Origin of the sequence: Rossellomorea sp. YZS02 (assembly GCF_033963925.1) — a bacterium.
Taxonomy (GTDB): Bacteria; Bacillota; Bacilli; order Bacillales; family Bacillaceae_B; genus Rossellomorea.
On the sequence record NZ_JAXBLY010000012.1, the window covers coordinates 84,875 to 108,933 of the forward strand.

Annotated in this window: 28 protein-coding genes, 1 other RNA gene and 1 pseudogene; 8 read left to right on the forward strand and 22 right to left on the reverse strand. The window is 40.2% G+C overall.

What is annotated here, in order from left to right:
* Positions 1-64: 64 nt before the first annotated feature.
* Positions 65-862: a TIGR00266 family protein gene (locus tag SLH55_RS13110; RefSeq protein ID WP_219169922.1), complete on the reverse strand. Its 798-nt coding sequence runs from the start codon at positions 860-862 to the stop codon at positions 65-67.
* A gap of 145 nt (positions 863-1,007) precedes the next feature.
* Complete coding sequence (speD, locus tag SLH55_RS13115) at positions 1,008-1,820, reverse strand: adenosylmethionine decarboxylase (RefSeq protein ID WP_219169921.1); 813 nt, start codon at positions 1,818-1,820, stop codon at positions 1,008-1,010.
* A gap of 195 nt (positions 1,821-2,015) precedes the next feature.
* Here speD and SLH55_RS13120 point away from each other — a divergent pair, with 195 nt between their 5' ends.
* A complete protein-coding gene (locus tag SLH55_RS13120) occupies positions 2,016-3,146 on the forward strand; it encodes a CAP domain-containing protein (RefSeq protein WP_257475183.1) in 1,131 nt (376 codons plus the stop codon).
* Positions 3,147-3,208: 62 nt separating this feature from the next.
* Here the strand turns inward: SLH55_RS13120 and SLH55_RS13125 are convergent.
* From SLH55_RS13125 to SLH55_RS13140, 4 genes and pseudogenes are all read right to left on the reverse strand, one after another.
* Positions 3,209-3,917: pseudogene (locus tag SLH55_RS13125) on the reverse strand (DsbA family oxidoreductase).
* An 84-nt stretch (positions 3,918-4,001) separates the two neighbouring features.
* Positions 4,002-6,584 (reverse strand): helicase-related protein, encoded by a 2,583-nt coding sequence (locus SLH55_RS13130; protein ID WP_320323616.1) that lies wholly within the window; start codon positions 6,582-6,584, stop codon positions 4,002-4,004.
* A gap of 184 nt (positions 6,585-6,768) precedes the next feature.
* Positions 6,769-7,215 (reverse strand): CoxG family protein, encoded by a 447-nt coding sequence (locus SLH55_RS13135; protein ID WP_219169915.1) that lies wholly within the window; start codon positions 7,213-7,215, stop codon positions 6,769-6,771.
* Positions 7,216-7,363: 148 nt separating this feature from the next.
* Positions 7,364-8,152: an HAD family hydrolase gene (locus tag SLH55_RS13140; protein WP_320323617.1), complete on the reverse strand. Its 789-nt coding sequence runs from the start codon at positions 8,150-8,152 to the stop codon at positions 7,364-7,366.
* Positions 8,153-8,314: 162 nt separating this feature from the next.
* On the opposite strand from SLH55_RS13140, the gene SLH55_RS13145 reads away from it, so the two are divergent.
* Both SLH55_RS13145 and SLH55_RS13150 read left to right on the forward strand, forming a co-directional pair.
* The gene (locus SLH55_RS13145; protein WP_219169910.1) at positions 8,315-8,611 is read left to right on the forward strand and encodes a DUF948 domain-containing protein; all 297 of its coding nucleotides are present in this window, start codon (positions 8,315-8,317) and stop codon (positions 8,609-8,611) included.
* A 145-nt stretch (positions 8,612-8,756) separates the two neighbouring features.
* Entirely contained in the window at positions 8,757-9,407 is a 651-nt protein-coding gene (locus SLH55_RS13150) for an MtnX-like HAD-IB family phosphatase (protein WP_219169907.1), read from the forward strand.
* A gap of 212 nt (positions 9,408-9,619) precedes the next feature.
* Here the strand turns inward: SLH55_RS13150 and ssrS are convergent.
* Both ssrS and SLH55_RS13160 read right to left on the reverse strand, forming a co-directional pair.
* Positions 9,620-9,808, reverse strand: a non-coding RNA gene (gene ssrS / locus SLH55_RS13155) — 6S RNA.
* An 83-nt stretch (positions 9,809-9,891) separates the two neighbouring features.
* Positions 9,892-10,329, reverse strand: a complete 438-nt coding sequence (locus SLH55_RS13160; RefSeq protein ID WP_206855066.1) for a peptidylprolyl isomerase — start codon at positions 10,327-10,329, stop codon at positions 9,892-9,894.
* Positions 10,330-10,519: 190 nt separating this feature from the next.
* On the opposite strand from SLH55_RS13160, the gene SLH55_RS13165 reads away from it, so the two are divergent.
* A complete protein-coding gene (locus SLH55_RS13165) occupies positions 10,520-10,816 on the forward strand; it encodes a phage holin family protein (RefSeq protein ID WP_219169905.1) in 297 nt (98 codons plus the stop codon).
* Positions 10,817-10,874: 58 nt separating this feature from the next.
* On the opposite strand, the gene SLH55_RS13170 is transcribed toward SLH55_RS13165, so the two are convergent.
* Entirely contained in the window at positions 10,875-11,402 is a 528-nt protein-coding gene (locus tag SLH55_RS13170; protein ID WP_219169903.1) for a type 1 glutamine amidotransferase domain-containing protein, read from the reverse strand.
* Positions 11,403-11,780: 378 nt separating this feature from the next.
* Here SLH55_RS13170 and SLH55_RS13175 point away from each other — a divergent pair, with 378 nt between their 5' ends.
* Complete coding sequence (locus SLH55_RS13175; RefSeq protein WP_320323644.1) at positions 11,781-12,377, forward strand: peroxiredoxin; 597 nt, start codon at positions 11,781-11,783, stop codon at positions 12,375-12,377.
* Between the two features lie 34 nt (positions 12,378-12,411).
* Here the strand turns inward: SLH55_RS13175 and SLH55_RS13180 are convergent, their stop codons facing one another.
* Positions 12,412-13,293, reverse strand: a complete 882-nt coding sequence (locus SLH55_RS13180; protein WP_320323618.1) for an NAD(P)-dependent oxidoreductase — start codon at positions 13,291-13,293, stop codon at positions 12,412-12,414.
* 166 nt (positions 13,294-13,459) lie between these two features.
* Between SLH55_RS13180 and SLH55_RS13185 the strand changes: the two genes are divergently transcribed.
* On the forward strand, positions 13,460-13,720 hold the full coding sequence (locus SLH55_RS13185) for a hypothetical protein (protein ID WP_201715054.1): 261 nt from the start codon (positions 13,460-13,462) through the stop codon (positions 13,718-13,720).
* Between the two features lie 46 nt (positions 13,721-13,766).
* On the opposite strand, the gene SLH55_RS13190 is transcribed toward SLH55_RS13185, so the two are convergent.
* The 5 genes from SLH55_RS13190 to SLH55_RS13210 all read right to left on the reverse strand — a co-directional run bounded on the left by SLH55_RS13190 (position 13,767) and on the right by SLH55_RS13210 (position 16,733).
* Entirely contained in the window at positions 13,767-14,123 is a 357-nt protein-coding gene (locus SLH55_RS13190) for a YidH family protein (protein ID WP_219169894.1), read from the reverse strand.
* 107 nt (positions 14,124-14,230) lie between these two features.
* A complete protein-coding gene (locus SLH55_RS13195; protein ID WP_413787096.1) occupies positions 14,231-15,364 on the reverse strand; it encodes an MBL fold metallo-hydrolase in 1,134 nt (377 codons plus the stop codon).
* Positions 15,365-15,472: 108 nt separating this feature from the next.
* A complete protein-coding gene (locus SLH55_RS13200; protein ID WP_320323620.1) occupies positions 15,473-15,769 on the reverse strand; it encodes a rhodanese-like domain-containing protein in 297 nt (98 codons plus the stop codon).
* 33 nt (positions 15,770-15,802) lie between these two features.
* The gene (locus SLH55_RS13205; protein WP_320323621.1) at positions 15,803-16,165 is read right to left on the reverse strand and encodes a rhodanese-like domain-containing protein; all 363 of its coding nucleotides are present in this window, start codon (positions 16,163-16,165) and stop codon (positions 15,803-15,805) included.
* Positions 16,166-16,319: 154 nt separating this feature from the next.
* On the reverse strand, positions 16,320-16,733 hold the full coding sequence (locus SLH55_RS13210) for a hypothetical protein (protein ID WP_219169886.1): 414 nt from the start codon (positions 16,731-16,733) through the stop codon (positions 16,320-16,322).
* Between the two features lie 224 nt (positions 16,734-16,957).
* Between SLH55_RS13210 and SLH55_RS13215 the strand changes: the two genes are divergently transcribed.
* Both SLH55_RS13215 and SLH55_RS13220 read left to right on the forward strand, forming a co-directional pair.
* Complete coding sequence (locus tag SLH55_RS13215; RefSeq protein ID WP_219170285.1) at positions 16,958-17,644, forward strand: response regulator transcription factor; 687 nt, start codon at positions 16,958-16,960, stop codon at positions 17,642-17,644.
* A complete protein-coding gene (locus SLH55_RS13220) occupies positions 17,641-19,044 on the forward strand; it encodes a sensor histidine kinase (protein WP_219169884.1) in 1,404 nt (467 codons plus the stop codon). Before SLH55_RS13215 ends, SLH55_RS13220 begins: the two co-directional genes overlap by 4 nt.
* 44 nt (positions 19,045-19,088) lie before the next feature.
* Here SLH55_RS13220 and SLH55_RS13225 read toward each other — a convergent pair whose 3' ends face one another.
* The 7 genes from SLH55_RS13225 to SLH55_RS13255 all read right to left on the reverse strand — a co-directional run bounded on the left by SLH55_RS13225 (position 19,089) and on the right by SLH55_RS13255 (position 23,960).
* The gene (locus SLH55_RS13225) at positions 19,089-20,009 is read right to left on the reverse strand and encodes a DUF1002 domain-containing protein (protein WP_219169882.1); all 921 of its coding nucleotides are present in this window, start codon (positions 20,007-20,009) and stop codon (positions 19,089-19,091) included.
* Positions 20,010-20,225: 216 nt separating this feature from the next.
* Positions 20,226-21,002 (reverse strand): sulfite exporter TauE/SafE family protein, encoded by a 777-nt coding sequence (locus SLH55_RS13230; RefSeq protein ID WP_219169876.1) that lies wholly within the window; start codon positions 21,000-21,002, stop codon positions 20,226-20,228.
* 82 nt (positions 21,003-21,084) lie between these two features.
* A complete protein-coding gene (locus tag SLH55_RS13235) occupies positions 21,085-22,212 on the reverse strand; it encodes an MBL fold metallo-hydrolase (RefSeq protein WP_320323622.1) in 1,128 nt (375 codons plus the stop codon).
* Between the two features lie 27 nt (positions 22,213-22,239).
* Positions 22,240-22,812: a sulfurtransferase TusA family protein gene (locus SLH55_RS13240; protein ID WP_320323623.1), complete on the reverse strand. Its 573-nt coding sequence runs from the start codon at positions 22,810-22,812 to the stop codon at positions 22,240-22,242.
* A gap of 48 nt (positions 22,813-22,860) precedes the next feature.
* Positions 22,861-23,340, reverse strand: coding sequence for a DsrE/DsrF/DrsH-like family protein (locus SLH55_RS13245; protein WP_320323624.1), 480 nt, complete (start codon positions 23,338-23,340; stop codon positions 22,861-22,863).
* Positions 23,341-23,389: 49 nt separating this feature from the next.
* A complete protein-coding gene (locus tag SLH55_RS13250) occupies positions 23,390-23,617 on the reverse strand; it encodes a sulfurtransferase TusA family protein (protein WP_206854976.1) in 228 nt (75 codons plus the stop codon).
* Positions 23,618-23,699: 82 nt separating this feature from the next.
* Entirely contained in the window at positions 23,700-23,960 is a 261-nt protein-coding gene (locus SLH55_RS13255) for a metal-sensitive transcriptional regulator (RefSeq protein WP_206854973.1), read from the reverse strand.
* Between the last annotated feature and the right edge of the window lie 99 nt (positions 23,961-24,059).

The following is a 24,059-nucleotide window of genomic DNA, read 5'->3' on the forward strand; positions in this document are numbered from 1 at the left end:
TTGATCGCATTTTCATCTGATGCTGTGTTCTTTCTTTTAATGCGGCTCTATTAATGAGATTTGATCAATCGTCACCATTGAGAAAGTCACCAATTCCTCCAAGTAAACTTCCTTCACCCGTAGAACGTCCTCCACCTGGAGCGTTGGCATAAATCCTCTCTGCTAACCGACTGAACGGAAGCGATTGAATCCAAACTGTGCCTGGACCGCGGACGGTAGCAAAAAACAATCCTTCTCCACCAAGGAAGGCTGATTTGATTTTCCCAACATATTCAATGTTGTAGTCCACTTCCTTTGTCATGGCCACTAAACACCCGGTGTCCACTCGTAACACTTCCCCTGGTTGAAGCTCTTTTCTATAGATGGTCCCACCTGCATGGAGAAAAGCTAACCCATCACCTTCAAGCTTCTGCATGATAAAGCCTTCTCCACCAAAGAATCCCGTTCCTAATTTTTTTTGAAAATCAATTCCTACGGATACTCCCTTTGCTGCACATAAAAATGCATCCTTTTGGCAAATGACCTTGCCACCTAATTCACTTAAGTCAACAGGGATGATCTTCCCAGGATAAGGAGCAGCAAAAGACACATGCTTCTTGCCCATTCCATCGTTCGTGAATACGGTCATGAATAAGCTCTCGCCCGTCAATATACGCTTTCCCGCACCAACAAGCTTGCCAAGAAACCCACCGGTACCTCCACCTTGCGATCCGTCACCAAAGATCGTCTCCATTCCGATTCCATCTTCCATCATCATCATGCCACCAGCTTCTGCTACGGCACTTTCTCCCGGATCTAATTCTATTTCGACAAACTGCATATCATCCCCGTGCAATTTGTATTCAATTTCGTGTGAATTCATTCCTTGTTCCTCCTCTATTTGCATGCATAATTACCTATTCTTCAAGAGGTTCAAGATTCCCTTCTCAAAATCCATTTTCATAATAATAAGATTTCAACCCCAAAATACCCCTTTGCTGACTGCTGCACAAAGGGGCATGATTTGTCTATGGTCTTGGGATGTTTTTACCATAAAATATCTCATCCATTTCCATTTTTACTTTATCCGTAATTTCATCTACCTCATCATCTTCCAGTTTGTCCTTCGTATAACCAAATAGATAGTTATTTAAATCAAATTCCTTCAGCTTACATTTTGTGTGAAATATATTTTGAGGATAAACATTTACGTCGATCATGTCATACTCATCCTTGATTTCTTCCGGAATGTAATTCTGGATTGAATTGATGTCATGATCGATGAATAGTTTTCTACCATTGATATCCCTGGTAAAGCCCCTCACCCGATAATCCATCGTCATGATGTCTGTGTCAAATGAATGGATCAGATAGTTCAATGCCTTAAGGGGAGAAATTTCCCCGCACGTCGATACATCGATATCAGCCCTGAATGTCGAAATCCCTTCATGAGGATGATACTCAGGGTAAGTATGAACCGTGATATGGCTTTTATCAAGATGCATTGTCACCGTTGAGGGAAGAGGTCCCGGTGATTCATCAAAATGCTCCGTTGGCACTTCAACGATTGGACCTTCTGATACCAGGATAGTCACACTCGCACCCTGGGGAACGTAATCCTGCTTTGATATATTGAGCACATGTGCTCCGATAATATCCGAAACATGAGTCAGAATCTTCGTCAGTCGATCGGCGTTATACTGCTCATCAATGTATTCGATATAGGATTCACGTTCTTTCCGGGTCTTCGTATAACAGATATCGTACATATTAAAACTTAATGATTTCGTTAAGTTATTGAATTCATGGAGTTGGATTCGTTCTTCATGAGATAATTTCATTGTGCATTTCCCCTTATATGTAAAGTTTGTGTAGTATGCCCTATTCATTTATCTTACCCAGACCCAACCATACTAAAACAGGAAGATTGGATTGAAAATAGGGTAGAATGGGTACTGCATATAGGGAAGAAGCCTTTCTATTTTTACTTCTTAAGTAAATTGGATACAATGAATGGTAGAATGGAGTGTTTGCATTTGAGACGATTATTTATTCTTATCATGATTATCGTGATTGCCTATATATCAAAACCCATCTGGGAGGAAAAAGTCGAAGCCACAGGGTTCGATTCCGTTCTCTCCAAAATTGAAGAATTCAAGGATAACCCAAGGGTACAGGATACCTTTGAGCAGATTTATAACAGAGTGAACCTTCTTCTGATAAAACTCGACGATTCATTCCGGGATCTTGAGAACACTTCTGACAAGAAGAAAGTTGATCCTGTAGAAAAGCCGACATTGACAGTTCCAAGTGATCAAAAATTCTCGATTTACAACATTGAAATCGGTCATTCCAGAGAAAGTGTCGAGGGGGAGCTCGGTGAAGCCAAAAGACAATCCGTCAATGAATACGGGGTTTCATGGAATGCCTATCATGAAAACTATCGGAACTTCTTGATGGTTTCCTATGATCAAAACGGACTGGTAAATGGCCTGTTTACAAATCAGGATCTCCTCTCCTCCGATTCAGGGATTAAAATGGGCGTGTCCAAAGAGATGGTACAAAACGAACTTGGAAAACCATTAACGAATATACGTAAAGGGCTTACATTATATCAGCTGCAAAATAACGGTGAACAGGAAGTATATCAAGTCGATGGAAGCTATGTGACCATCTTCTACGACAAGCATGAAAACGATACGGTCACTGCCATTCAGATCATCAAAGAAGACCTGGAAGCCAATAAGAAAAACTTTTATTCCGACGGAAGCTCCGAATTAAAAGAAGGATTTGAATTCCAGTTATTCGACCTTACCAATGCAACCCGAGTGGAAAAAGGCCTGAGCGTTCTCTCATGGGATGATCAAGTAAAAGACACGGCCCGGAAACATAGTTTGGATATGGCGGAACAGGACTATTTCAGTCATACGAATCTCGAGGGACAATCACCGTTCGACCGGATGGAAGAAGATCAGGTAGCCTTTCGGACGGCAGGAGAAAACCTGGCGTACGGTCAGCTGAGTTCAATTTTCGCCCACGAAGGACTGATGAATTCAAAAGGCCACAGAGATAACATCCTGCAGCCACACTACGAGCATTTAGGTATAGGCGTTGCCTTTAACGAGAAATCACAGCCTTATTATACAGAGAATTTTTATAGTAATTAACGAAAAAAGCAAGCGGGATCATCCGCTTGCTTTTCTCGTTTTAATTATGTGCCTCAAATTGATTACTTCTTGGTAGGAGGAACCTCACAACCATTTTCATCACAAGCCATACCTTCTGTAGCAAGAGGCTTGAGTGGAGACGTTTGATTTTCCTCATCCCACACTTTTTGAATCGAGTTCAAGAAAATGTCACTTGGCTGTGCACCGGATATGGCATATTTACGATTGATGACAAAGAACGGCACCCCTTGTACACCAATCTGTCTTGCTTCATCCTCGTCATTTCGAACATCTTGAGAGAATTCGCTGCCTTCAAGGACAGCCATTACCTCCTCTTGATCTAATCCTGCTTCTTTGGCTAATTCAACAAGGGTATCCCTGTCACCAATATGCTTGGAAAGGGTAAAGTGAGCATGCAACAATTTTTCTGTAAGCTCTGCCCCCTTTCCTTTCGTTTCTGCATATTTCGTAAGGCGATGTGCATCAAACGTATTCGTCGGTATATTCGTATCAAATCTAAAATCGAGTCCGACAGTGGCAGCTTGCTGGCTCATACTGTCTGTCATATTTTTAGCTTGTTCAAGAGAGGTTCCATATTTTTTTGATAAAATTTCCTGGATACTTAAAGATGTATTCACCGGAGCGCTCAAAGCTTTTAAATTCTATTTCAACCCCATCCCTGTGAGGGAATTTCTCAAGGGCTTCCTCTAAATGGCGTTTGCCAATATAGCAAAATGGACATACATAATCTGACCATACTTCTATTTTCATTCTTGAACACCTCAATCAACAGTTTCTTATTTCGTACTGATCGTATCATAAAACCTTCTATCTTACTTATGATGTGCTCATCGGTCAGAAATGAGGAGGCTTTCTTTTAGTTCTTCTTTTCACCCTGGTGGTGTGACACCTGTCGCAGATGGGAAATCCAAAGTTGGGTGGAAGCTTCTTTCCACATTGTTTACACGTTTGGCTCATACTTGTGACTTCCGTCCTTAAGCTTTCATGTACTCCATCTGCAATTTCACTTCGGACCCTCTCCCAATAGATCGCCTCTGTCTGCCTGCCCAATCGGTATAAAAATAGCAGATGAAGTCCGACAGCTTTATACGAAACTTCCTTTTGCTCAAGGTTGTGATTCTTAAGCTCTGGTTCCGGCAGGTCTTCCCCATCAACGATCGCAAACATACACTGAAGCCATTGTTCTGTTATTTGAGCTTCTTTCTTTGAGAAAGGAAGATGAAGAAAACCGTATAAATCATTTAACGATAACTTAGCTTCAATGTCCGTGCCACGTATTAATTCATAAAGCTCTCTTTCTTCAAAAAGCGTTGCTTTCTCCGTTCCAAAGGGACTCTTGAACTTGTCCCACAAGTAAAAGAACGTGTCCATATCATGGTAATAGCGTTGAAACCGTTCAAACACCCCGCTTGTAGGTGCAATCGCAAACGTGCGGAGAGATTGATCGGGCTGTTCAAGACGTTGCTTCATCATCTTAATATCCTTTGCGAAGGCAACCCTTCCCTCATTGTACATTCCTTTTCTACCAGCTCGACCGGCAATCTGCTTTACTTCCTGAGAAGTGAGTCTCCTTCTTCTCGTTCCGTCAAATTTATCCGTTTCCAGAAATACGATTCTGCGAATCGGTAAGTTCAATCCCATCCCGATTGCATCAGTGGCAACGATCATATTGGTTTTCCCTTTGATGAACTGCATCATTTGCCTTTTCCTTGTTTCAGGGGGCATACTACCGTAAATCATACTGACTTTATGTCCGTTATTTTGCAATCTTGAAGCCGTATCCAATACCTTCTTTCTTGAAAAACAAACGATGGCGTCCCCTTTTTTTGCATATTTCAGTTGAAATTCCTTCGATTCAACCTGTAAAGGAATTTCTCTCTTATAATTGTGAATGTCGACGTTTCCTTCCCCTACCAATTCCAAAAGGAGTTCCCGGACGTTTTCACTTCCTATGATATGGACCTCTTTCGCTCTTGCTTTCGTAATGGCCCTGTACCATGCAAAGCCTCGATCCTGATCGGCAAGCATCTGGGCTTCATCGATCACGATTACTTCATATTCATCTTTTTCACGGAACATTTCAACAGTAGAGGACACATGGTGTGCTAATGGGACTTCTTTTTCTTCTTCACCTGTTTTTAAATTACAGGGCACATCTTCAGAATTTAATTTGTCGAACACTTCTAAAGCGAGCAAGCGAAGTGGTGCAAGATACATACCGCTTTTAGCTTCTTTCATCCTACTGATCGCATGATGGGTTTTTCCTGTATTTGTTTCTCCGATATGAAGAATATAGTTGATATCTCCCCTGAATGAGGGACTGTATTCACGACCGAAGATGTCTTCCAATACACGTTCTTGTTCTTCCTGCTTTCGTTTCAGTTCAGCTAATTCAGCTGCTTTTCTCTCTTCCCGCTGCTCCAGGTCCTTTTCATACAATGAAAGATGAACATCCATATTAAAAGGAATCTCTACAAGCTTGTATAAATCTTCTACGTACTCTTCCTGAATCCTGTTAAAAAATGTTGACTTTAACGTAAGGAGGTGATGATGACTGATTCTACTCAGCCTTTCTTCTGATAGTTGCTGTCCGAACACACTCTCATAACCAGCTTTTAATCCAGGGGGGATATGCTGAAATAGTGAACGATAGACGACCTGCTCGGAGTGATAGAAAACAAATCGTTCATATGGATAGAAATATGTTTCATATTCCCATACGTGTCCATTCCAATATTCACTCTTCTTATGGATCGATCCGGTAAATTCACCTAAAAAATCCGCCACAGTAGTGAATGAAGTAGTTGAGAAGCTACCTTCTTTCTCTAATTTCTCTTCCAGCATGAATGGTTCAATGGAACGATATTTTGATTTTGTTTCCAAGTCATTTATACATTTTTTCGCGAATATATAGCGTAACTCCACATACCAATGAAGTTCAAGTTTATCCATTGTATGGTTAACAAAGGACAGGATGTCTTTTTGGATATCCTTTTGGAGGAGTGCCTGCTTTTTTTCTTCATCTTTCTTGAGGGATTCCTTCCTTACCCTTTGGTGATGCTTTTGCCAATCACTTTCAGAAGGTGGATTTTCCTTTAACCAATTTAAAATATGGAAAGGTTCATAGTCTCTAATTTCATTTCGGAACAATTTGTTGAGGAGCTTTTTATCCGTACCTTCTATTTCGTAGCCTTTGTCCCGGAGGAACGCTTTCTTATGGCTGCGTAGAACGTCATTCGTTACTTTGTTCAGCCAGATATTCAGCCATATTTGTTGAAAAAAAGCACCTCTCTCTGTCAGATAGCCCTGGTACGATGGACATTTTTCATGTTTCTCAAGGAAATGTGCGATATCTTCCTCAATCTTCCTCTTCGTTTCTTCTATGGCTTCTTCCCGAAGTATATGAAGCTTTTGCATGATAAAACCCCTTTATCCTATACGTTTTGCAATTATTTCGTTTATGTATTTAATAGTGTATGTATTTCTACTGTATCTAACAAATCTCTTGCTCATAAACCATTTATTATATCACATCATCAATCATTCAGATGATCTGTCTTAAAAGGAAACAAGCCCTAAATAAGATGCAGGGCTCCTGAATTCAAGACTCTTTTCTTTCAATGGCCACTGCAACTGCGGAAGTTAATTCCCTTGTTAGGTCAACGATCATATGATCAAATGTCGTTTGAAGCAGCTTCGCAAGGGGGCTGGTGGATTCAATCATTAAACATCCCGTCATTCTTATAACAAGGGGGGTTATCTCATCCGCTTTGAAATACCCTGTACCAGTGAACCTCTGGTTGATCCCAGTTAACGTGAATTTCACTTCAGAAGGTACAATCCACTCGGTAATCAAAACCTGAACATGGATCTTCTTTGTTACCACCCCGTAGTGAGCAACAAATTTCCAATGTGATTCACGATCAGATAAGATGGTATGCTCCCTATATCCAGGAACAAGAGGAGCCCAGGTATTCATATCACGGATAAACGCCCATACGCTTGATTTTGATGCATGGACGTTCACGTGATGTATTCCTTTTCCCATTGCAATTCCTCCTTCTGTAATCATGAAGCCGCCCCTTTCGCACATGGGACGAGCTATATTGAGAATGCTCCTACTTCCGTGAATAGTATGTAAGGAGGATAACGATTATGAATAAAGAGGCTTCGAAGAATCGAAGCCTCTTTGTTTTTTAATTCATATTATTGACAATTCCGATCACTTCGTGCAATTCTTTCACTTCATAATCCGGTATAACCTTATCTGGTTTTTGTTGACGACGGTTTATCCAGATCGTCCTGATACCGAGTCTTGAAGCTCCCAGGATGTCTGTATTTAAGTTATCCCCAACCATGATAACTTCATTCTTATGCAGTTTCAGCCTTTCTAAAGCATGCTGAAACATAGATGGATCCGGTTTTCCTTTACCAACATTCCCGGAGATGATGATTTCTTCAAAGTATGGCAGTAGTTCAGGGGTTTTATCGAGCTTTGTATTTTGCAGGTGGGGAGATCCATTCGTTAATAACAATAGCTGATACCGGTCCTTCACTTCATCCAACACATGGAAGGTATCTTCATAAACGTATGGTCTCTGACCCCTTTCATCTCGAAACTTTTCGGATAATTCCTCACCAAGTTTTGCATCAGATACACCTAAAGATGCCAAACCGAGAGTCCATGCCATTTTTCGGTATGTAGGAACGATTTCTCTCATTTTAAGGAAGTGTTCATCATGATCATCCAGGAAGTCGCCCCACAGTCCTTCAAAGGGATTGATACCGATATTTTGTGTAAAAGCATATGTATCATAAGTTGCATACAGTTCCCTGGCAGCTTCCCTTACACTTTTCTCTAACATTACCGGATCTGTACCCGCTTTGGTTTCGGCATAAAGGCAAGTTGCTTCGAATGCTTTTTCAATACTTTTTGAGTCCCATAATAATGTGTCATCTAAATCAAACATGATGGCTTTTATCACTTCGTCTCTCCCTCTCCCTTTATAGAAATCAAGCATATAGTTTAGATTACTAGCTTTATTAGAATTAGTAAACCAGAAGGATAAAACAAATAAATACGTTATTTTAGCCTGAATTAGGGAATATAACATTAAAAGCATTTAATTAATGAGGTGAAATTTCAAATGTGGATTGTATATGCGAGTATTGCACTATTTGTCATTACCCTGATTTTGTTTGGAGCAGCATTAATGAGAACCATCAAAACAACCCGCCCGATTGTCAATGACATGAATCATACGGTGGCCAATATTCAAGCGAGAATGGATAAAATCTCTGCAGAAGCAACACAGCTTCAAGAAACCCAGGGAGAGATTCAAGAAGACATCGAATATAAAAAGTCGAGCGTGACCACTACTATCCAGGAAGTTAAACGAACACCCGAAGTTCTTAAAGAATTTGTGAAGAGTATGAAAAAGTGATGATCAGTCACCCTGTTTAATTTTGCAGGGTGATGTTTCATGCTTCGACTTGGTTTACATAATGATATTATGGGTTACATTTCGTTTTCATCCTTTTCTTAAAACATGTTACAATCATCTATACAAATCACAAGGAGGCGAATATATGAAGAAATGGGCATTTGTTTCAGACTTTGATGGAACCATTTCTAAAATGGATTTCTATCATCTTGTCATGAAGAAATATTTTCCTGAAGGAGAAGCCCTTTTTAAACAGTGGAAGGCCGGGGACATGAAGGATATCGATTTTCTGCGTACAGTCTTTTCATCCATCCATCAGGATGAAACGCAAATTATTGAAGACATTCATTCACTTGAAATTGATGATCACGTTCCTGCGTTTATCCGTAAAGTTCAAGCACATGGAGGAGACTTTTATATTCTAAGTGCAGGAACAGATTACTACATCCGACTTATTCTAGAACAATACGGTATTAAAGGTGTCAAAGTCTATTCCAATGAAGGATATTATAAAGAGAAGAATGTACATATGAATATCGACCCTGAACATCCTCATTTTTCACAGCGATATGGGATTGATAAGTCCAAAGTGATGACCGATTTGAAGAAACAATATAAGATGATTTATTTTGCCGGGGATAGTGAACCTGATAGTCACGCAGCTAAAGTAGCAGATGTGACCTTTGCCATGAAAGCACTTCAAAGAATCCTGGAGGAGAGCGGGACTCCTTGTATTGAAGTGGATGACTTCAATGACATCGACCATTACCTGACATCCCAGGCTGTATTGAATTAAATCGTTTTGCACATTGACGTCAATCATGATACACTTATCTTGCCTCTCCCGGACATTCGCTTGTTGCGGGACACTTAACCATGTACGGACGGGAGGGGCCTTTGGTTACATATATGTAAAGACCGAATTCCATTTTGGAACCCGGTCTTTTTTTATTTTTGAAGAAAATAAAAAGCCAGCCCCCGATTGGGAACTGACTTGAGATACTAATGTAAGGAGCCACATTTGCCGTAATTTGATATAAGAAAGTTTTAAACCACCACTCCTCAAAGTGGGTGTTTGCAGAAGGTTTCCTGTCGTCCTCAAATCGTGGAGGCTTGACATTCCAACTTCGATGTAAAACTCCCTATTACAGTTTAAAGGTTAAAACTTCGTTATGATTACGTACAACGCAGCCTGTATTAGTATAATACAACATCACTTGAATTATTTCAACCATTCTTTATCCGAATGTGAAAGTCACCCAAGGTCCGTCCCTCTTTACTTATGCATCAAATACTTCCACTTTCTCCATAACGTCGCCGTTTTTCATTGATTTAGCGATTTCGATGCCGGAAGTCACTTTTCCAAAGACGGTGTGAACGCCGTTAAGATGAGGCTGTGGCTCATGTACGATGAAGAATTGGCTGCCTCCTGTATCTTTACCAGCATGGGCCATGGATAATGAACCCTCTTCGTGCTTATGTGGATTTCCTTCTGTTTCACATTTAATCGTGTATCCAGGACCGCCCATCCCATTTCCATTCGGACATCCCCCTTGACTTACAAAACCGGGGATCACTCTGTGAAAGCTTAATCCGTTGTAAAAACCTTCGTTTGCTAATTTCTCAAAGTTAGCCACTGTTCCAGGAGCTTCATTTGGGAAAAGATCAAATTCGATTTTTTCACCTGTTTGAAATTGTATGTATCCTTTTTTTGCCATATATAACATCTCCTTTTTAATATAGGTCAATCAATATAATATCACTGAAAAATTCGTATGTCACTTTAAAGGTAATTTCACTTGGTATTTACTACTCTTCATAAAAGATATCCATACAGGTTGTCATGAACTCACCCAATACATGAATAAGCTTTATAGAAGTCATTTTTCATTATAGGGAGTGAATGACATGATTGAAAACTTATTAAGCGGGATTTCCATCGATCCACAAGTCACGGTACTCGTTCCTGTATTATGGGTGCTTGGATATGCATTGAAGAGAACCCCACATATTCCGGATTGGTTGATTATTTGGATATTATTATTGGTGGGGGTAGGAGCTAGCGGATGGACACTGGGCTTTGATTTTAACGGGATTGCAAACGGATTCATTGCTACAGGTGCCGCCATCACTACCCATCAATCTGTAAAACAGACGTTTTTTGCCCGGGTGAATGATCGTAATAAAAGAGAAAAAAAGAAATAGACAAAGAAATGGACTGGTCCGGAAAGGCGACTAAACGCTTTCCTGACCAGTCCTTTTTTCATTTACTGTTTTTCAGCACCTCAATAAACTCTCTCATATAGTCAGGCAGGTCAGGTGGTCTGCGACTGGACACAATGTGACCATCTGTTACGACAGGCTCATTTATCCAGGTTGCTCCTGCATTTTCCATGTCATCCTTTATCCCGGGTGTACTGGTGACTTTGACCCCTTGTAGGATCTTGGCTGATATCAATACCCAGCCCGCATGGCAGATTTGTCCGATCGGTTTCTTTCGTTCGTCCATCGATTGGACCATTGCAATAACTTCTTCATAACGACGAAGTTTATCGGGAGACCAGCCTCCTGGGACTAATATGGCGTCATAATCTTTCGGATCGATATCTTTAAAGGCAAACTCAGAAACAATCGGCACCCCATATTTTCCGATATATTCTTCATTGGCATTCTCGCCGACAATATGTACGGTCGCCCCCTCTTCCCTTAGACGCATGACCGGGTACCATAGCTCAAGGTCTTCGAAATCTGTACTGACTAATTGAATGATTTTCTTACCTATTAATTTCAATAGAATCCCTCCTCACTTTCATTGTCTAAGTTACACGAAGATATTGCAAACGATAACCTTAATTATAAGGGCTATACTTCTTAATCGCTTTAATGATCGTTTTGGTTTGAACATAAGATACAAGGAAGGCAACTACCGTCATAACTGAACCAAACATATATATCACTTTAGTAAGTTTATTAATATTTCTCTTCACCACATTCACCTTACCTTCAGAAAAATGTACAATCCCCCCTATTATTCCCATGTTTGCATGAAGTATGAATCACAGAAGGTTGCCCTCTCCATCATATTTATTCGCATCACTGCATATGTTGATAGTACTTTCTCTAAAGGGGTGAGTGGATGTACAATCCTTTCTATTCAAGATATCCTCAAATGAGAAGTGAAGCTGGTACCTTTCCTTTCTGTGCTCAAACAAATGACCTTGCCCCCCTCTTTATTGCTGAAGCATACGATAATACACAAAAGAAAATAAATACCGTTAACTTGGAGGCATATAGGGGGAAATGGGTCATATTATTTTTTTATTCCAGTGATTTCACTTTCGTTTGACCGACTGAATTGGCAGCGGTCGCTGCTATTTACCCTAAAATTATAGCATTACAGACTGAAGTGCTTGGAATCAGTACAGATAGTGTTTACTCCCACAAAGTATTCACGGAAGTGTCCCCTTCTGCATCGAAGGTACAATTTCAGTTGGTGAGTGACCGAAACCATCAAATAAGTAAAGCCTATCGTGTACTGAATGAGCATGCAGGTGCAACGTTTCGTGCCACCATCATCATCGACCCTGAAGGAATCATATCTTCTAAAATGATTTACCCGAACGAAGTCGGGAGAAGTACATTTGAAATCTTAAGGGTATTGGAAGGGATCCAATATGCACGAAAGACTGGCAAAGGAGTTCCTGCGAACTGGCTCCCCACCCAATCAGGAATACAAAAAGATCCAGACTTCATCGGAAAGATATAAAAAGACGTCCCTGCCTGAGGGACGTTTCTTTACATTAGTTTTCCAATAATTTAATTAGCGCCTGGGTTCCGCTGTTCTCCTCGCCTTTCATGGCCAACTCCTCATATAATGAAAGGGCTAACTGAAGACCCGGAGTCCTGATCTCCATATCCTTAGCTGAATCAAGAGCAATCTTAAGATCTTTGATGAAATGCTTTATATAAAATCCTGGAGCATAATCTTGATCAATCATTCGTGGAACCAGGTTGCTTAAGGACCAGCTGCCTGCTGCCCCGGATGTGATACTCGTCAGGACACTTTCTGGGTTCAATCCAGATTTCTTTGCGTAAAGCAGGGCTTCTGTAACCCCCATCATATTCGATGCGATGGCAATCTGATTACACATCTTTGTATGCTGACCAGAACCTGCTTTTCCTTGATAGACTACGTTGGAACCAAGGAGTTTCAAGAGTGGCATGACCAACTCGAACGATTCCTCTGTCCCGCCGACCATAATGGAAAGCCTTGCCTCTCTGGCTCCGATATCTCCTCCTGATACAGGAGCATCCAATACGGAAATCCCTCTATCAATCCCTGCTTCACATATTTCCACAGCCAATTTCGGAGAAGACGTCGTCATATCGATGGCCACTGAACCCTGTTTCATGTATTGTAAAATTCCATTTTCTCCAAGGTATAACCCCTCTACATCTGAAGGGTACCCTACGATTGTAATGACCACATCTGAAGCTTCTGCCACCTCCTGGGGTGTTTCAGCCCATTTCGCCCCGCTATGTATCAAGTCCATTGCCTTCTCTTTCGTACGATTATAAACAATTAATGGGTAGCCTGCTTTTAGGATATGATCCGCCATACTTTTTCCCATGACGCCTGTTCCTATAAAACCGACAACAGTTTGTTTCTCTGAATCTTTCATCCTGTCCATCCTCTCTTCGTTTACATACTATGTTTATTTTCAACCAGAATGAGCATAATGTCCACTCCTGTAATATGAAAATGGAATCCCCATGTTTAATTTCATGCATGCCGGGAAAACAAGGAACATAATAAGCAAATAAAATTATTGATTGGAGGAGAACAGAATGAAAGTAAATAAAACACTGCTTGTCGGTGCCACTGTAACTGCAGGTTCATTAGGATGGATGCTGTCTTCGAAAGAAAAACGTAATCAACTTCATAATATGAAAGAGGGCCTTGTAACGAAATTTAAAAAGAGAAAAAAAGAAGATTTACCCGTTGATAAAGGCGGAAATCCGGATCCATCAAATATAGAAGACAATTCCATGGTGAGTGAAGGGGCTATGACATCCGTACAATACTACAACGAACAGAAACAAGACTAAAAAAGCTGAAGGCGAGGGATCAATTCACCTCGCCTTCAGCTTTTTTCTAATTTAAAGTGAAGAAATACACCGTTACAAATAAGAGCACGATTGTAGCTACAACAGCCATCATTTTAATGAAGACATCAGCTGATACAAATGTTTGGGTATTAATATGTTTCCTCGTGCGGTAATAATTGAGCGTCGAACCTATAATGATTGCCAACCCTATGAAAATGGAAACAACACTTATTCCTGCTGCAATCCGATCTTGAAGGGGATCCCCTTGAAGAGAATTAAAATGTAAACTTGTTGTCAAGAAACCAATACCTATGATGGCAATAGCGGTTCGGATCCAAGCCAAAAACGTTCGTTCATTCGCCAAATGCTGCTGAATATATTTTGATTCATTGGTTTCCTTCATACTGAATCACTTCCTTGGTAGATCTCCAGCAGACAACCATCCAAATAGATAATGGGACGGTTGCCTTTTATTATCTTGCATTCTTTTTGCTACTGCAGAACCACTCTTCAGCGTACGGCGCATCGATTAGGACCAGTTTCCATTTCACGTTTTTCTTTATCTTCAGGGTTGATCTTACCCATATTTGTTTCACGAATTTTCTCATAGCTATTGGGTTGTGGAGGAAGATTTTCTGTAACCGTTTTTCTGAATTCCTTTTCATCGTCAATATTCAAGCCATGATTTTCTTTATACAAATCGCTTAATAGATGTGATATTGAACCATCTTCATTCATCTCGTCGATAGTCATAAAGTGTGCAGGCAGAACGATTAAATCATCCTGAAGACGTTTATATCTGGAATACAATGTTTGTCTCAAATCCCCAACCCAATCTTCAGCTTTTCCGGCTAAATCCGGTCGTCCGATGGAATCGATAAACAAAATGTCCCCAGTTAATAGATAGTGCTGATCAACTATGAAAGAAGTACTTCCAATCGTATGACCAGGCGAATAGACAGCTTCAATCGTCGTATCTCCTACCCTGATGACCGTTTCATCAGTCAATTCACTATAAGCGAATTGAACTTCTTCTGCGTCTTTCGGAGGTAAATAGTACGGTGAATTCCATTCATTACTTAGTGATCGTCCACCAGAAATATGATCCGCGTGAAGATGAGAATCCAGTACAGCTTTTACGGATAATTTATTATCTTGAATGAATGCTTTGTAAGGTTCGAGCAGACGGCTTGGATCAATGAAAGCAACCTCACCTTTAGAGACGACGGCGTAAGATAAGCATCCTTTCCCGATACGCACAAATTGATAAATCTCCCCACCTGCGAGTTCCCCAATCTTAACGGGTTCCAGATATTCACTCCAGGCCTGCATGCCCCCTTCTACCGAATAAATATTGTCCATGCCTGCCTCAACAAGCATTTCCGCCGTTCTTGTAGAAGATTTCCCTTTAGCACATATAACATATATCTCTTCATTTTTCGGCAATGTAGCTTGAACTGATTCTAGATTGTCCTTTAATTCGGAAAAGGGTTTGTTAATGATTTTAACGTTCTTCCCTTCTACTTTCCAATCATCAAATGCTTCTTTAGGGCGGACATCGAGAATGAACATCCTTTCCCCGTCCAAGATTTTTTTTGTAAGTTCCTTAGCTGTCAATATGTTTACTGTTGTCATAACATACATTCCTCCCTCATGTTATTGTTATCTCTTCATTTATACATTATCCTAAATTCCCCGATTTAAACCTACAGGGGTATTAAGAATTGTGAATCGAAACAAGGTTTGGAGTAGTTATTCAACTTTTCCTTCCCAAGCCAGCATACCGCCATTCATATTTGTTACGTTGTATCCTTGATACTCGAGAAATTTCACAGCTTGACTGCTTCTCCCTCCAGATTGACACACAATAATGTAGTCTTCCTTTTTTTCTAATTCATTCATACGAAATTCAAGTAAACCCAATGGAATATTGACACTTGTGGGTATCTTCCCATTTTGTACTTCGGATGCCTCACGAACATCGATAATATTTAATTTTTCACCTGCAGATAAACGTTGATTCACTTCATTTGCACTAATGATTTTCATAGAGATCCCCCTCTTTCGGTATGTTTAAAAGGATTATTTCGACCAGGAATTCATTCCACCATTTACATTTATGACAGAAGTGAAACCTTTCTGATGCAGTAATTTACATGCATTGGCACTTCTCATTCCACTTTGACAAATGACGATGACATCTTTATCTTTTGATAATGTGTCCGCGTTGTTCTTCAGGGATTGCAAAGGCATATTCATGAATTGCTTAATATGATTTTGCTTGTACTCTCCTTGCGTTCGCACATCGATAAACTGTTTGCTTTTATCCTTTAACAATGGTTTTAATTCATTTGTTGAAATTTGCTTGATATGTTTCCCTGGTTTCTTGACCATTACATATATAAAAACCAATGCAGCCAAAACCATCAATCCGATAAATTCCATTTCATGCACCTCATCCTATTATTTATTAGTGTGATTGTCACACCTTTATATTTCTATTCTCATTATATACCCCGATGGGTATAATGTCAAAATGAATTCCACTCTACCTCTCCAAAAGAAAAACCGACTCTGCTGGGGAGTCGGTTAGTAATATTTATAAATAATAATAGTAACGTTTATGTGGACCTTTAAATGGAGTATTCACTATCTGTCCTCCGAGAAATCCTAATCCCAGACCAATCAATCCTGCACCGAGGGGGTTTATGCCATATCCGTAGCCGCCTGACGGTCCATATGGTGGCGGAGGCCCAAAACCTGAAGGTGGATAACCTGGTCCAGGATACCCTTGTGGCAAATAACCTGGTGCCCCGCTGTAAGGGCCTTGATTAAATGGCGGCCCTGAACCGAATCCTGCCCCTTGCCCTTGAAATGCGGTCTGTTGAACATAACCTTGATATCCACTGTTTCCACCTGGAAATTGACCTCCATCTCCTAGATTAGGAAAACCTGTGCCTGAGTTAAATAGGTTCAGTAAATTCTTTCTGTTCATCGTGCTCCTCTCATGCATGTTCGTCACTCCTCTTTATTAGCCTATTAGAAAAAACAAAATTGGGAAGGGCATGTGTCCCTGTTAGATAAAAAGTAGAAGACATTAGCCTGATTTCAAAATCAATTTCCCTCATGATAAAATAGGGAAAGAGAAAAATCGTAAATCTCACAAATAATTCACTATTTTTATCTATAATAATGTTTGATGCAATTACCTATGTGTAGAGGTTTGGAGTGTTGATGATGAAAAAATGGAACGTACTGATCGTTGATGATGAACAAGAAATGAGACAGCTGATCAAGCTGTATTTGAACAGGGATCATTATTTCTGTATAGAAGCTGAGAACGGATTGGTTGCACTGGACCAACTGAATAAAACAAATGTCGATATTATGATTGTGGATATTATGATGCCATTCATGGATGGATTCCAATTACTTCAGGAAGTGCGGGAGACAAGTCAAATCCCGTTTATTTTCCTGTCAGCTAAAGGTGACGATCTGGATAAGGTTAAAGGTCTTAAGCTTGGCAGCGATGATTATATGGTAAAGCCGTTCAACGCTGAAGAACTTGTCGCACGAATGGAAACAATCCTGAGAAGATCATACGGGATACAAACAAATCACCGTTCGATGATTGAGCGGTTCGGCCCGGTATCTTTCAATACAGCATCAAGGACCGTAACCGTCGGTGAGCATTCTCCCCGCCTGACCTTAAAGGAATATGAGCTCTTCTTGTTCTTGGCACGCAATCATGGAAGAGTGTACACAAGAGATCAGCTCCTTGATCAAGTATGGGGCAATGACTATGAAGGCAGTGATCGTACCGTTGATACTCATATTAAAACGTTAAGGCTCAAACTAAAGAACCACGGTCATTTGATTGAGACCGTCTGGGGTCTTGGATATAAATTTGAGGGAGCGTCTTGAAGAACCTAAAGCTTACACTAAATAAAAAAGTTTCACTCCTATTATTAATCAGCTTATTTTTAACGATTGTGTTTTCTTTCTTATTCATTCATTTTCTGTATAAAGACCTTTATATAGGTACTGTGAAGGAATCTCTCCTTTATCAGGGAGAGAGAACAGCAGCGCACTATCATTATGGGGATGTGAGCGGAAATGTCAAAGACAAGATTCTTTGGTACAACGTCATCTCCCCTTATGAAGTTTCCGTGGTTGAAGATCTTGATGATTTACGGGAAAGCTTTCCTTTTCAAATAGACGGAAAACCTCTTATCAGCGCTTCAGACAGGAGTGAATTGGCTAAAGGAAATCATCTTATGAAAGAAGGATTTGTGGATGAATTCAATCGAAATGTGATTGGAGCCATCTTTCCTCTTATGAATAAAGATAAGTTAAAGGGATATTTGTTCATTTATATACCCCTTGCTGAAATGACAGAAGTATTCAGTAAAGGGATCCCAATCTTAATATTGACCGGTGTCATGTTTTATTTCGTACTTTTCTTAATCATTCAGTCTTCCTTGGGCTCTTTGTTCAAACCTGTGAGGGAGATGCAGTCGTTCTCGAATAAAGTAGCCAATGGCGACTTCTCGGATCGGCTTAACGTCACCACCAATGATGAAATGGCAGAACTGGCATTAACTTTTAACAGCATGGTGGACTCCCTGCAGCATCAAGAAGATCGGAAACGCCAATTTCTTTCGAATGTCGCCCATGAACTGCGTACCCCCCTCACGTATATAGGCGGGTATGCAAAAGCATTGACTGACCGCGTTCAAACAAATCCTGATGAAATTGAAGAAAGCTTACACCTCATCCAAAAAGAATCGAAAAGGATGCAGAAATTGATTACTGAGCTGTTGGATTTGAATAAATTGGAGGATGCTTCTTTTTCACTTGATGTTGAACCGATGGTACTTTCCCAATTTATCATGGATTCCTTAATGCTGATTCAACCTAATGCAGTAATGAAGAAAATTGATATTAAACATACTTTGAATGAAGATTCCATCATTAATGGTGACCCTGATAGAGTGATGCAGGTATTCTTCAATATCCTTGATAATGCATTGAAATATTCACCGCAAAAAAGTCAAATATTGATTCATTCCTATGAAGAAGAGGGAATGGCTGTTGTGAAGATCCAAGATAAAGGTATGGGAATACCTGAAGAGTCCTTATCTCAAATAGGGGAACGTTTCTTCAGGTCTGACCTGTCGAGAACAAGGGATACAGGGGGGTATGGACTCGGTTTATCCATCGCTAAAGAAATTATGCATAAGCATAAGGGATCCTTAATTGTTGAGAGTAAAGAAGGATGTGGCACGACCGTCATTCTTTCTTTCCCCCTACTTGAACTATAAAAAGACTGAGTCGGTCGACTCAGTCTTTTTATAGTTGTTTCTGCTTATCCAAATAAATTTTTGATCGATTTAAAGAAGTTGGCGATTGCCTCCAATAATCCGGTAAAGAAATCAGACACTTTTTGACCGAACCCTTCATCGTTCACAATATCTTTAATGGTCGTCTGAATATCCTTCGTCAAGTCATCCAATTGTTGTTGGACATTGTCGAAGTCAATATCAAGGGATCTCATTTTTTCAAACAGATCAATCAATAACTGACGATCCTCCGGGCTTAATTCAATATTCAGTGCCTTAAGCTTATCTTCAACGATCTTCTCTACTTCCTCTTTGGTCGCAGGATCTTGCTCGGCGATTTCCTTTTTGATTTCAGTTAATAATTTACTAACTTCTTCCTTGTCAATCCCGGCTTCCTTCGCCAGGTCCGTTGCAACTGAAAGCTCTTCATTAGCTACTTCCATTCGAACCGTATCAAGCTTTTCTCCGCTTACATCATACGCTTTATAAATGCCGACCAGTGCGGAATGACCGCTGACTTTAACTGGCGAAGCAACATCCACGACTGCATTTTCGACTCCCGCCGTCAACAGGGCGTTTGAATACATTGAATTGGTTACTTCCGTAATGTTCTCCGGTGTCACAATATTGACCTTCAAGCCTTCACCTTTATCTTTTCGAGTAATCATGGCAGACGAAAACATACGGGCGTTTCGGTTCTCACCTTCTATATATTTTACAAGATCCTCTCCTGTAGCCGTAAACTCTTCCACTTCTGTTCCCTCGTCCATACCAAATTGCTCTTGAACTTGTTTTTTCTGCTCGCTTGTAAGTGTTTCCCCATATACAACGATTGGCAGTCCAAACTTTTCATTAATGCTTGCTTTATCATTATCTGCAGCAAATGCAGGCTGGATTCCGCTTACCATAAGTGAACATAGTAAGACAATAGCAATAAGCTTTTTCATTTTCATTCTCCCTTTTTCATAATGGATTAATCATTGAACGCATCCATTGTACTTGTACAATAGAATATATTCATCCATCTAGAGTCTTATTTCTTTCAATTATATAGACGAATCGGAACTATGGAAAGTTACAGGGAAACAAAAAAAAGCCAGGCTCGTTCATCACGCCCTTCTCTTTTCAGAAAAGATGCTTGATTAGTAGAACCAGGCAACCATTTATAATATATCTACCCAGATCTTAATGGCAGTCCCTAAGATTAAGAGGGCTAAGATCATTTGGAGAATCTTTGTATTCATTTTCTTTCCCGCCATGGCTCCAAGTGGAGAGGCGATCAGACTCGCCACTACCATGATCATGGCCGGCAAGTAATCAACCTGACCAGTGGAAATCTTTCCTACTGTGGATCCGATGGACGAAATCAACGTAATGGCAAGAGACGAAGCAATTGTCATTCTTGTCGGTATTTTAAGCACGACAAGCATGATAGGGACTAATAGGAATGCTCCTGCTGCACCAACAATTCCTGCACCAACCCCGACGATGAGGGCAAGAATGGCAGCGAGCCATTTATTAAATGAAACATCCTCCAATTTCACATCATCGATTCCTTTTTTAGGAATGAACATCATGATCGCTGCAATAAGGGCAAGAATTCCATACACGATGTTAATCCCTGCTTCACTCATAAATTTAGAGCCGAAACCACCAACGAAGCTACCGATCAGAATACTTACTCCCATATACGTAATGAGTGTTTTATTCAAGTAGCCCCCTTTACGGTAAGCCCAAACTCCACCAAGTGTTGCAAAGAACACTTGGACAGCACTGATACCTGATACTTCATGAGCTGAAAATGTGGCTACTCCGAGTAACGGGGGGATATACAGGAGCATGGGATATTTAATGATACTTCCGCCGATGCCCACCATTCCTGAAATATAGGAACCGACAAAACCGATTAAAAAGATTGTTATTATAAATGCCAAATCCATTGTGAGCCCTCCTTTTCTAGTAAAATGGGAACCGGCAGCCGCAGGTTCCCATTGGGAATCTATTTTTTAAGCCAGCTGATTTTTATCTTACAGCACAACGGTTTGGTCCGATTTCCATCTCACGCTGCTTTTCTTCATCAGGAGTGACTTTCCCCATATTTGTTTCACGTATTTCCTGATACGCATTCGGTTGAGGAGGCAGGTTTTCAGAAACAAGCTTTCTGAATTCTTCTTCACTCTCAATGTTTAAACCGTGATTTTTGGCAAATAGTGTTCCTAACTTCTCACCTACAGAACCATCTTCATTTAATTCATCGATAATCATAAAGTGAGCAGGTAAAACGATAAGCTCCATGGAAAGATCTTTATAGCGTTTGTATAGACTCTCTCTTAAGTCTCCTACCCAATCTTCTGCTTTCCCCGCGAGATCGGGACGACCGATACTATCGACAAATAGAATATCACCTGATAATAAATACTTCTTATCGACTACGAAAGATGTAGATCCGATCGTGTGTCCCGGTGAGTACAGGGCGGAAATCTCAATGGTTGTATTTCCGATTACGATTTTATTTCCGTCTTCCAGAGCAGCGAACTCAAACGTCACTTCTTCCGCATCTTTAGGAGGTAACCAGTAAGTTGCACCCGTTGCTTCTGCAATCGTACGACCTCCTGAAATATGATCGGCATGTAAATGTGTATCAAATACGTTTGTAATCGTTGCATTTTTTTCTTTCGCAAATTCAATGAATACATCCGCCATACGAGTGGCATCCACGATTGCAGCTTCACTACCTGATACAACCATGTACGATAAACAGCCTTTACCTAAACGTACGAATTGATAAAGTTCACCGCCATTTGACAAGTCACCCACTTTAACAGGCTCTAGATGCTCACTCCAAGCCTTCATACCTCCTTCAAGGTAAGAGACATCCTTGCCTTCTTCAGACAGCATTTCGGCCACCATAATGGAAGATCCTTCTTTGGCACAGACGACAAGAATATCTTTATCTTCAGGAAGTTGATCCATGATTTCTTCAACTCCGTCTAAAAGATCAAAATACGGAATATTTAAATACTCAAATTTCCCACCTTCAATTTTCCAATCTTCAAAGGCATCCACATTACGAACATCCAAAATGAATAATTCTTCTTTGTTCATCACCTTTTGTGCTACCTCTTTAGAATTCATCGGTTTAACAGCCATTTTTAATAAGCCTCCTTAAAATATGAATTACTTAATATCAGATTCAACGTCTCCAGTCCATTCGCTCATACCTGGAACCACATTGATTACATTTGCAAAGCCTTTATCTGAAAGCATTTGAGCAGCCATATCACTTCTGTTTCCAGTCCGGCACACCACATAAATGTCTTTATCTTTGTTCAATTCTTCTACACGGTTTTCAAGGTCCCCTAATGGCATTGAGATGGCACCGGGAATATGTTTGAATGCATACTCTGCTTTTTCCCGGACATCCAGAACAATGACATTTTCTTGCTTTAATTTACTTGCTAATGCTTCATTATCGGTCACAGCTTCATGCTTACGCTCAACTGCCTCTTCACCGCTTGATTTACGTACAAAGTGTTTAAGGACCTCTCCTTCTTCGATAGTCCCTAAATATTCATGACCTGAACTTTTTGCCCAAGCTTGAAGGTCTGCTTTTGAGCCCTTGTCTGTTGCCTGGATTTCAATCACATGTCCTGCTTCCATGTCTTTCATTGCCTTTTTGGTTTTCACGATTGGCATTGGACAAGCAAGTCCTTTCGCATCTAAAACGAAATTTGATTCAATACTATTCATATAATGACCTCCTATTACCTCATAGGGTATATTTATTTACAAAAAAAATTAGATGAATAAGTTCACATTTCCGTCTTCAGCATCTGCTAAATAAGCAGCTACACCAGCATATTCAATTTCTTCCAGTAACTCGTCTTTGTGTAAACCCAGTAGATCCATTGTCATGGTACAAGCAACGAGTTTGACGTCTTGTTCCCTTGCCATCTCAATTAAATCGGGTAGAGGCATTGCATTGTGCTTCTTCATGACGCCTTTAATCATTTTTGGCCCCATTCCCATGAAGTTCATGTTGGATAATCCCATTTTATCTGCACCTCGTGGCATCATACGCCCAAACATTTTTTCCATGAAACCTTTTTTCATTGGGACCATTTCTTCTTTTCTTAAAGCATTCAATCCCCAGAATGTATGGAAAATCGTTACTTCATGATCATACGCGGCTGCCCCATTGGCAATGATATATGCCGCCATCGCTTTATCGTAATCTCCGCTAAAGAGAATAATATTGGTTGTTTTTGTTTCTGACATTGTATCTCCTCCTATTTACTGTATGGGGTATTTATCCCCTCAAAAAAAATTAACCTTTTTTAATCCAAAATGTAAAGACATCATTTTCTTCATTTGAGTCCATTAATTCGTGTCCAGTGGATTTCGCCCACGCGGTCAAGTCACTCTTTGCACCTTTATCTGTTGTTTGTACTTCTAAAATTTGACCGGATTCAATCTCCTTGATTGCCTTTCTCGTTTTCACAATCGGCATTGGACAAGCAAGTCCCTTTGCATCTAATACTTTATCTGCGTTCATTCGAATTCCTCCTGATAATGTTGTTTTTAAATACCTATAAGGGTATATTAATTGATATAAAAAAAGTTGTCAACTCTTTTTCTTATCGACTCTTCACTAATAAATTCACTGCTTCTTTCACTAGTTCTTCTGTGTTTTCGCCTGTTTCATGCGAATCTTTCACGCACTCAACAAGATTCATACTGACAATTAAGCCGACGGAACGGTCAAGAGCTGTTTTTGCTGCGGAAAGCTGTGTGATAACGTCTTTACAATCTTCTCCCTGCTCCATCATTCTTACAATTCCACGGAGCTGCCCTTCAACACGTTTAATTCGATTCTTAATTTGTGCATTGTATTCCATCAAGACACCTCCTATTGGCTTATTGTTTCTTGCTACATACACAATAATATACCCTATAAGGTATATAGTCAAGGGGGTATTTTAAATTTTATTCCTTAT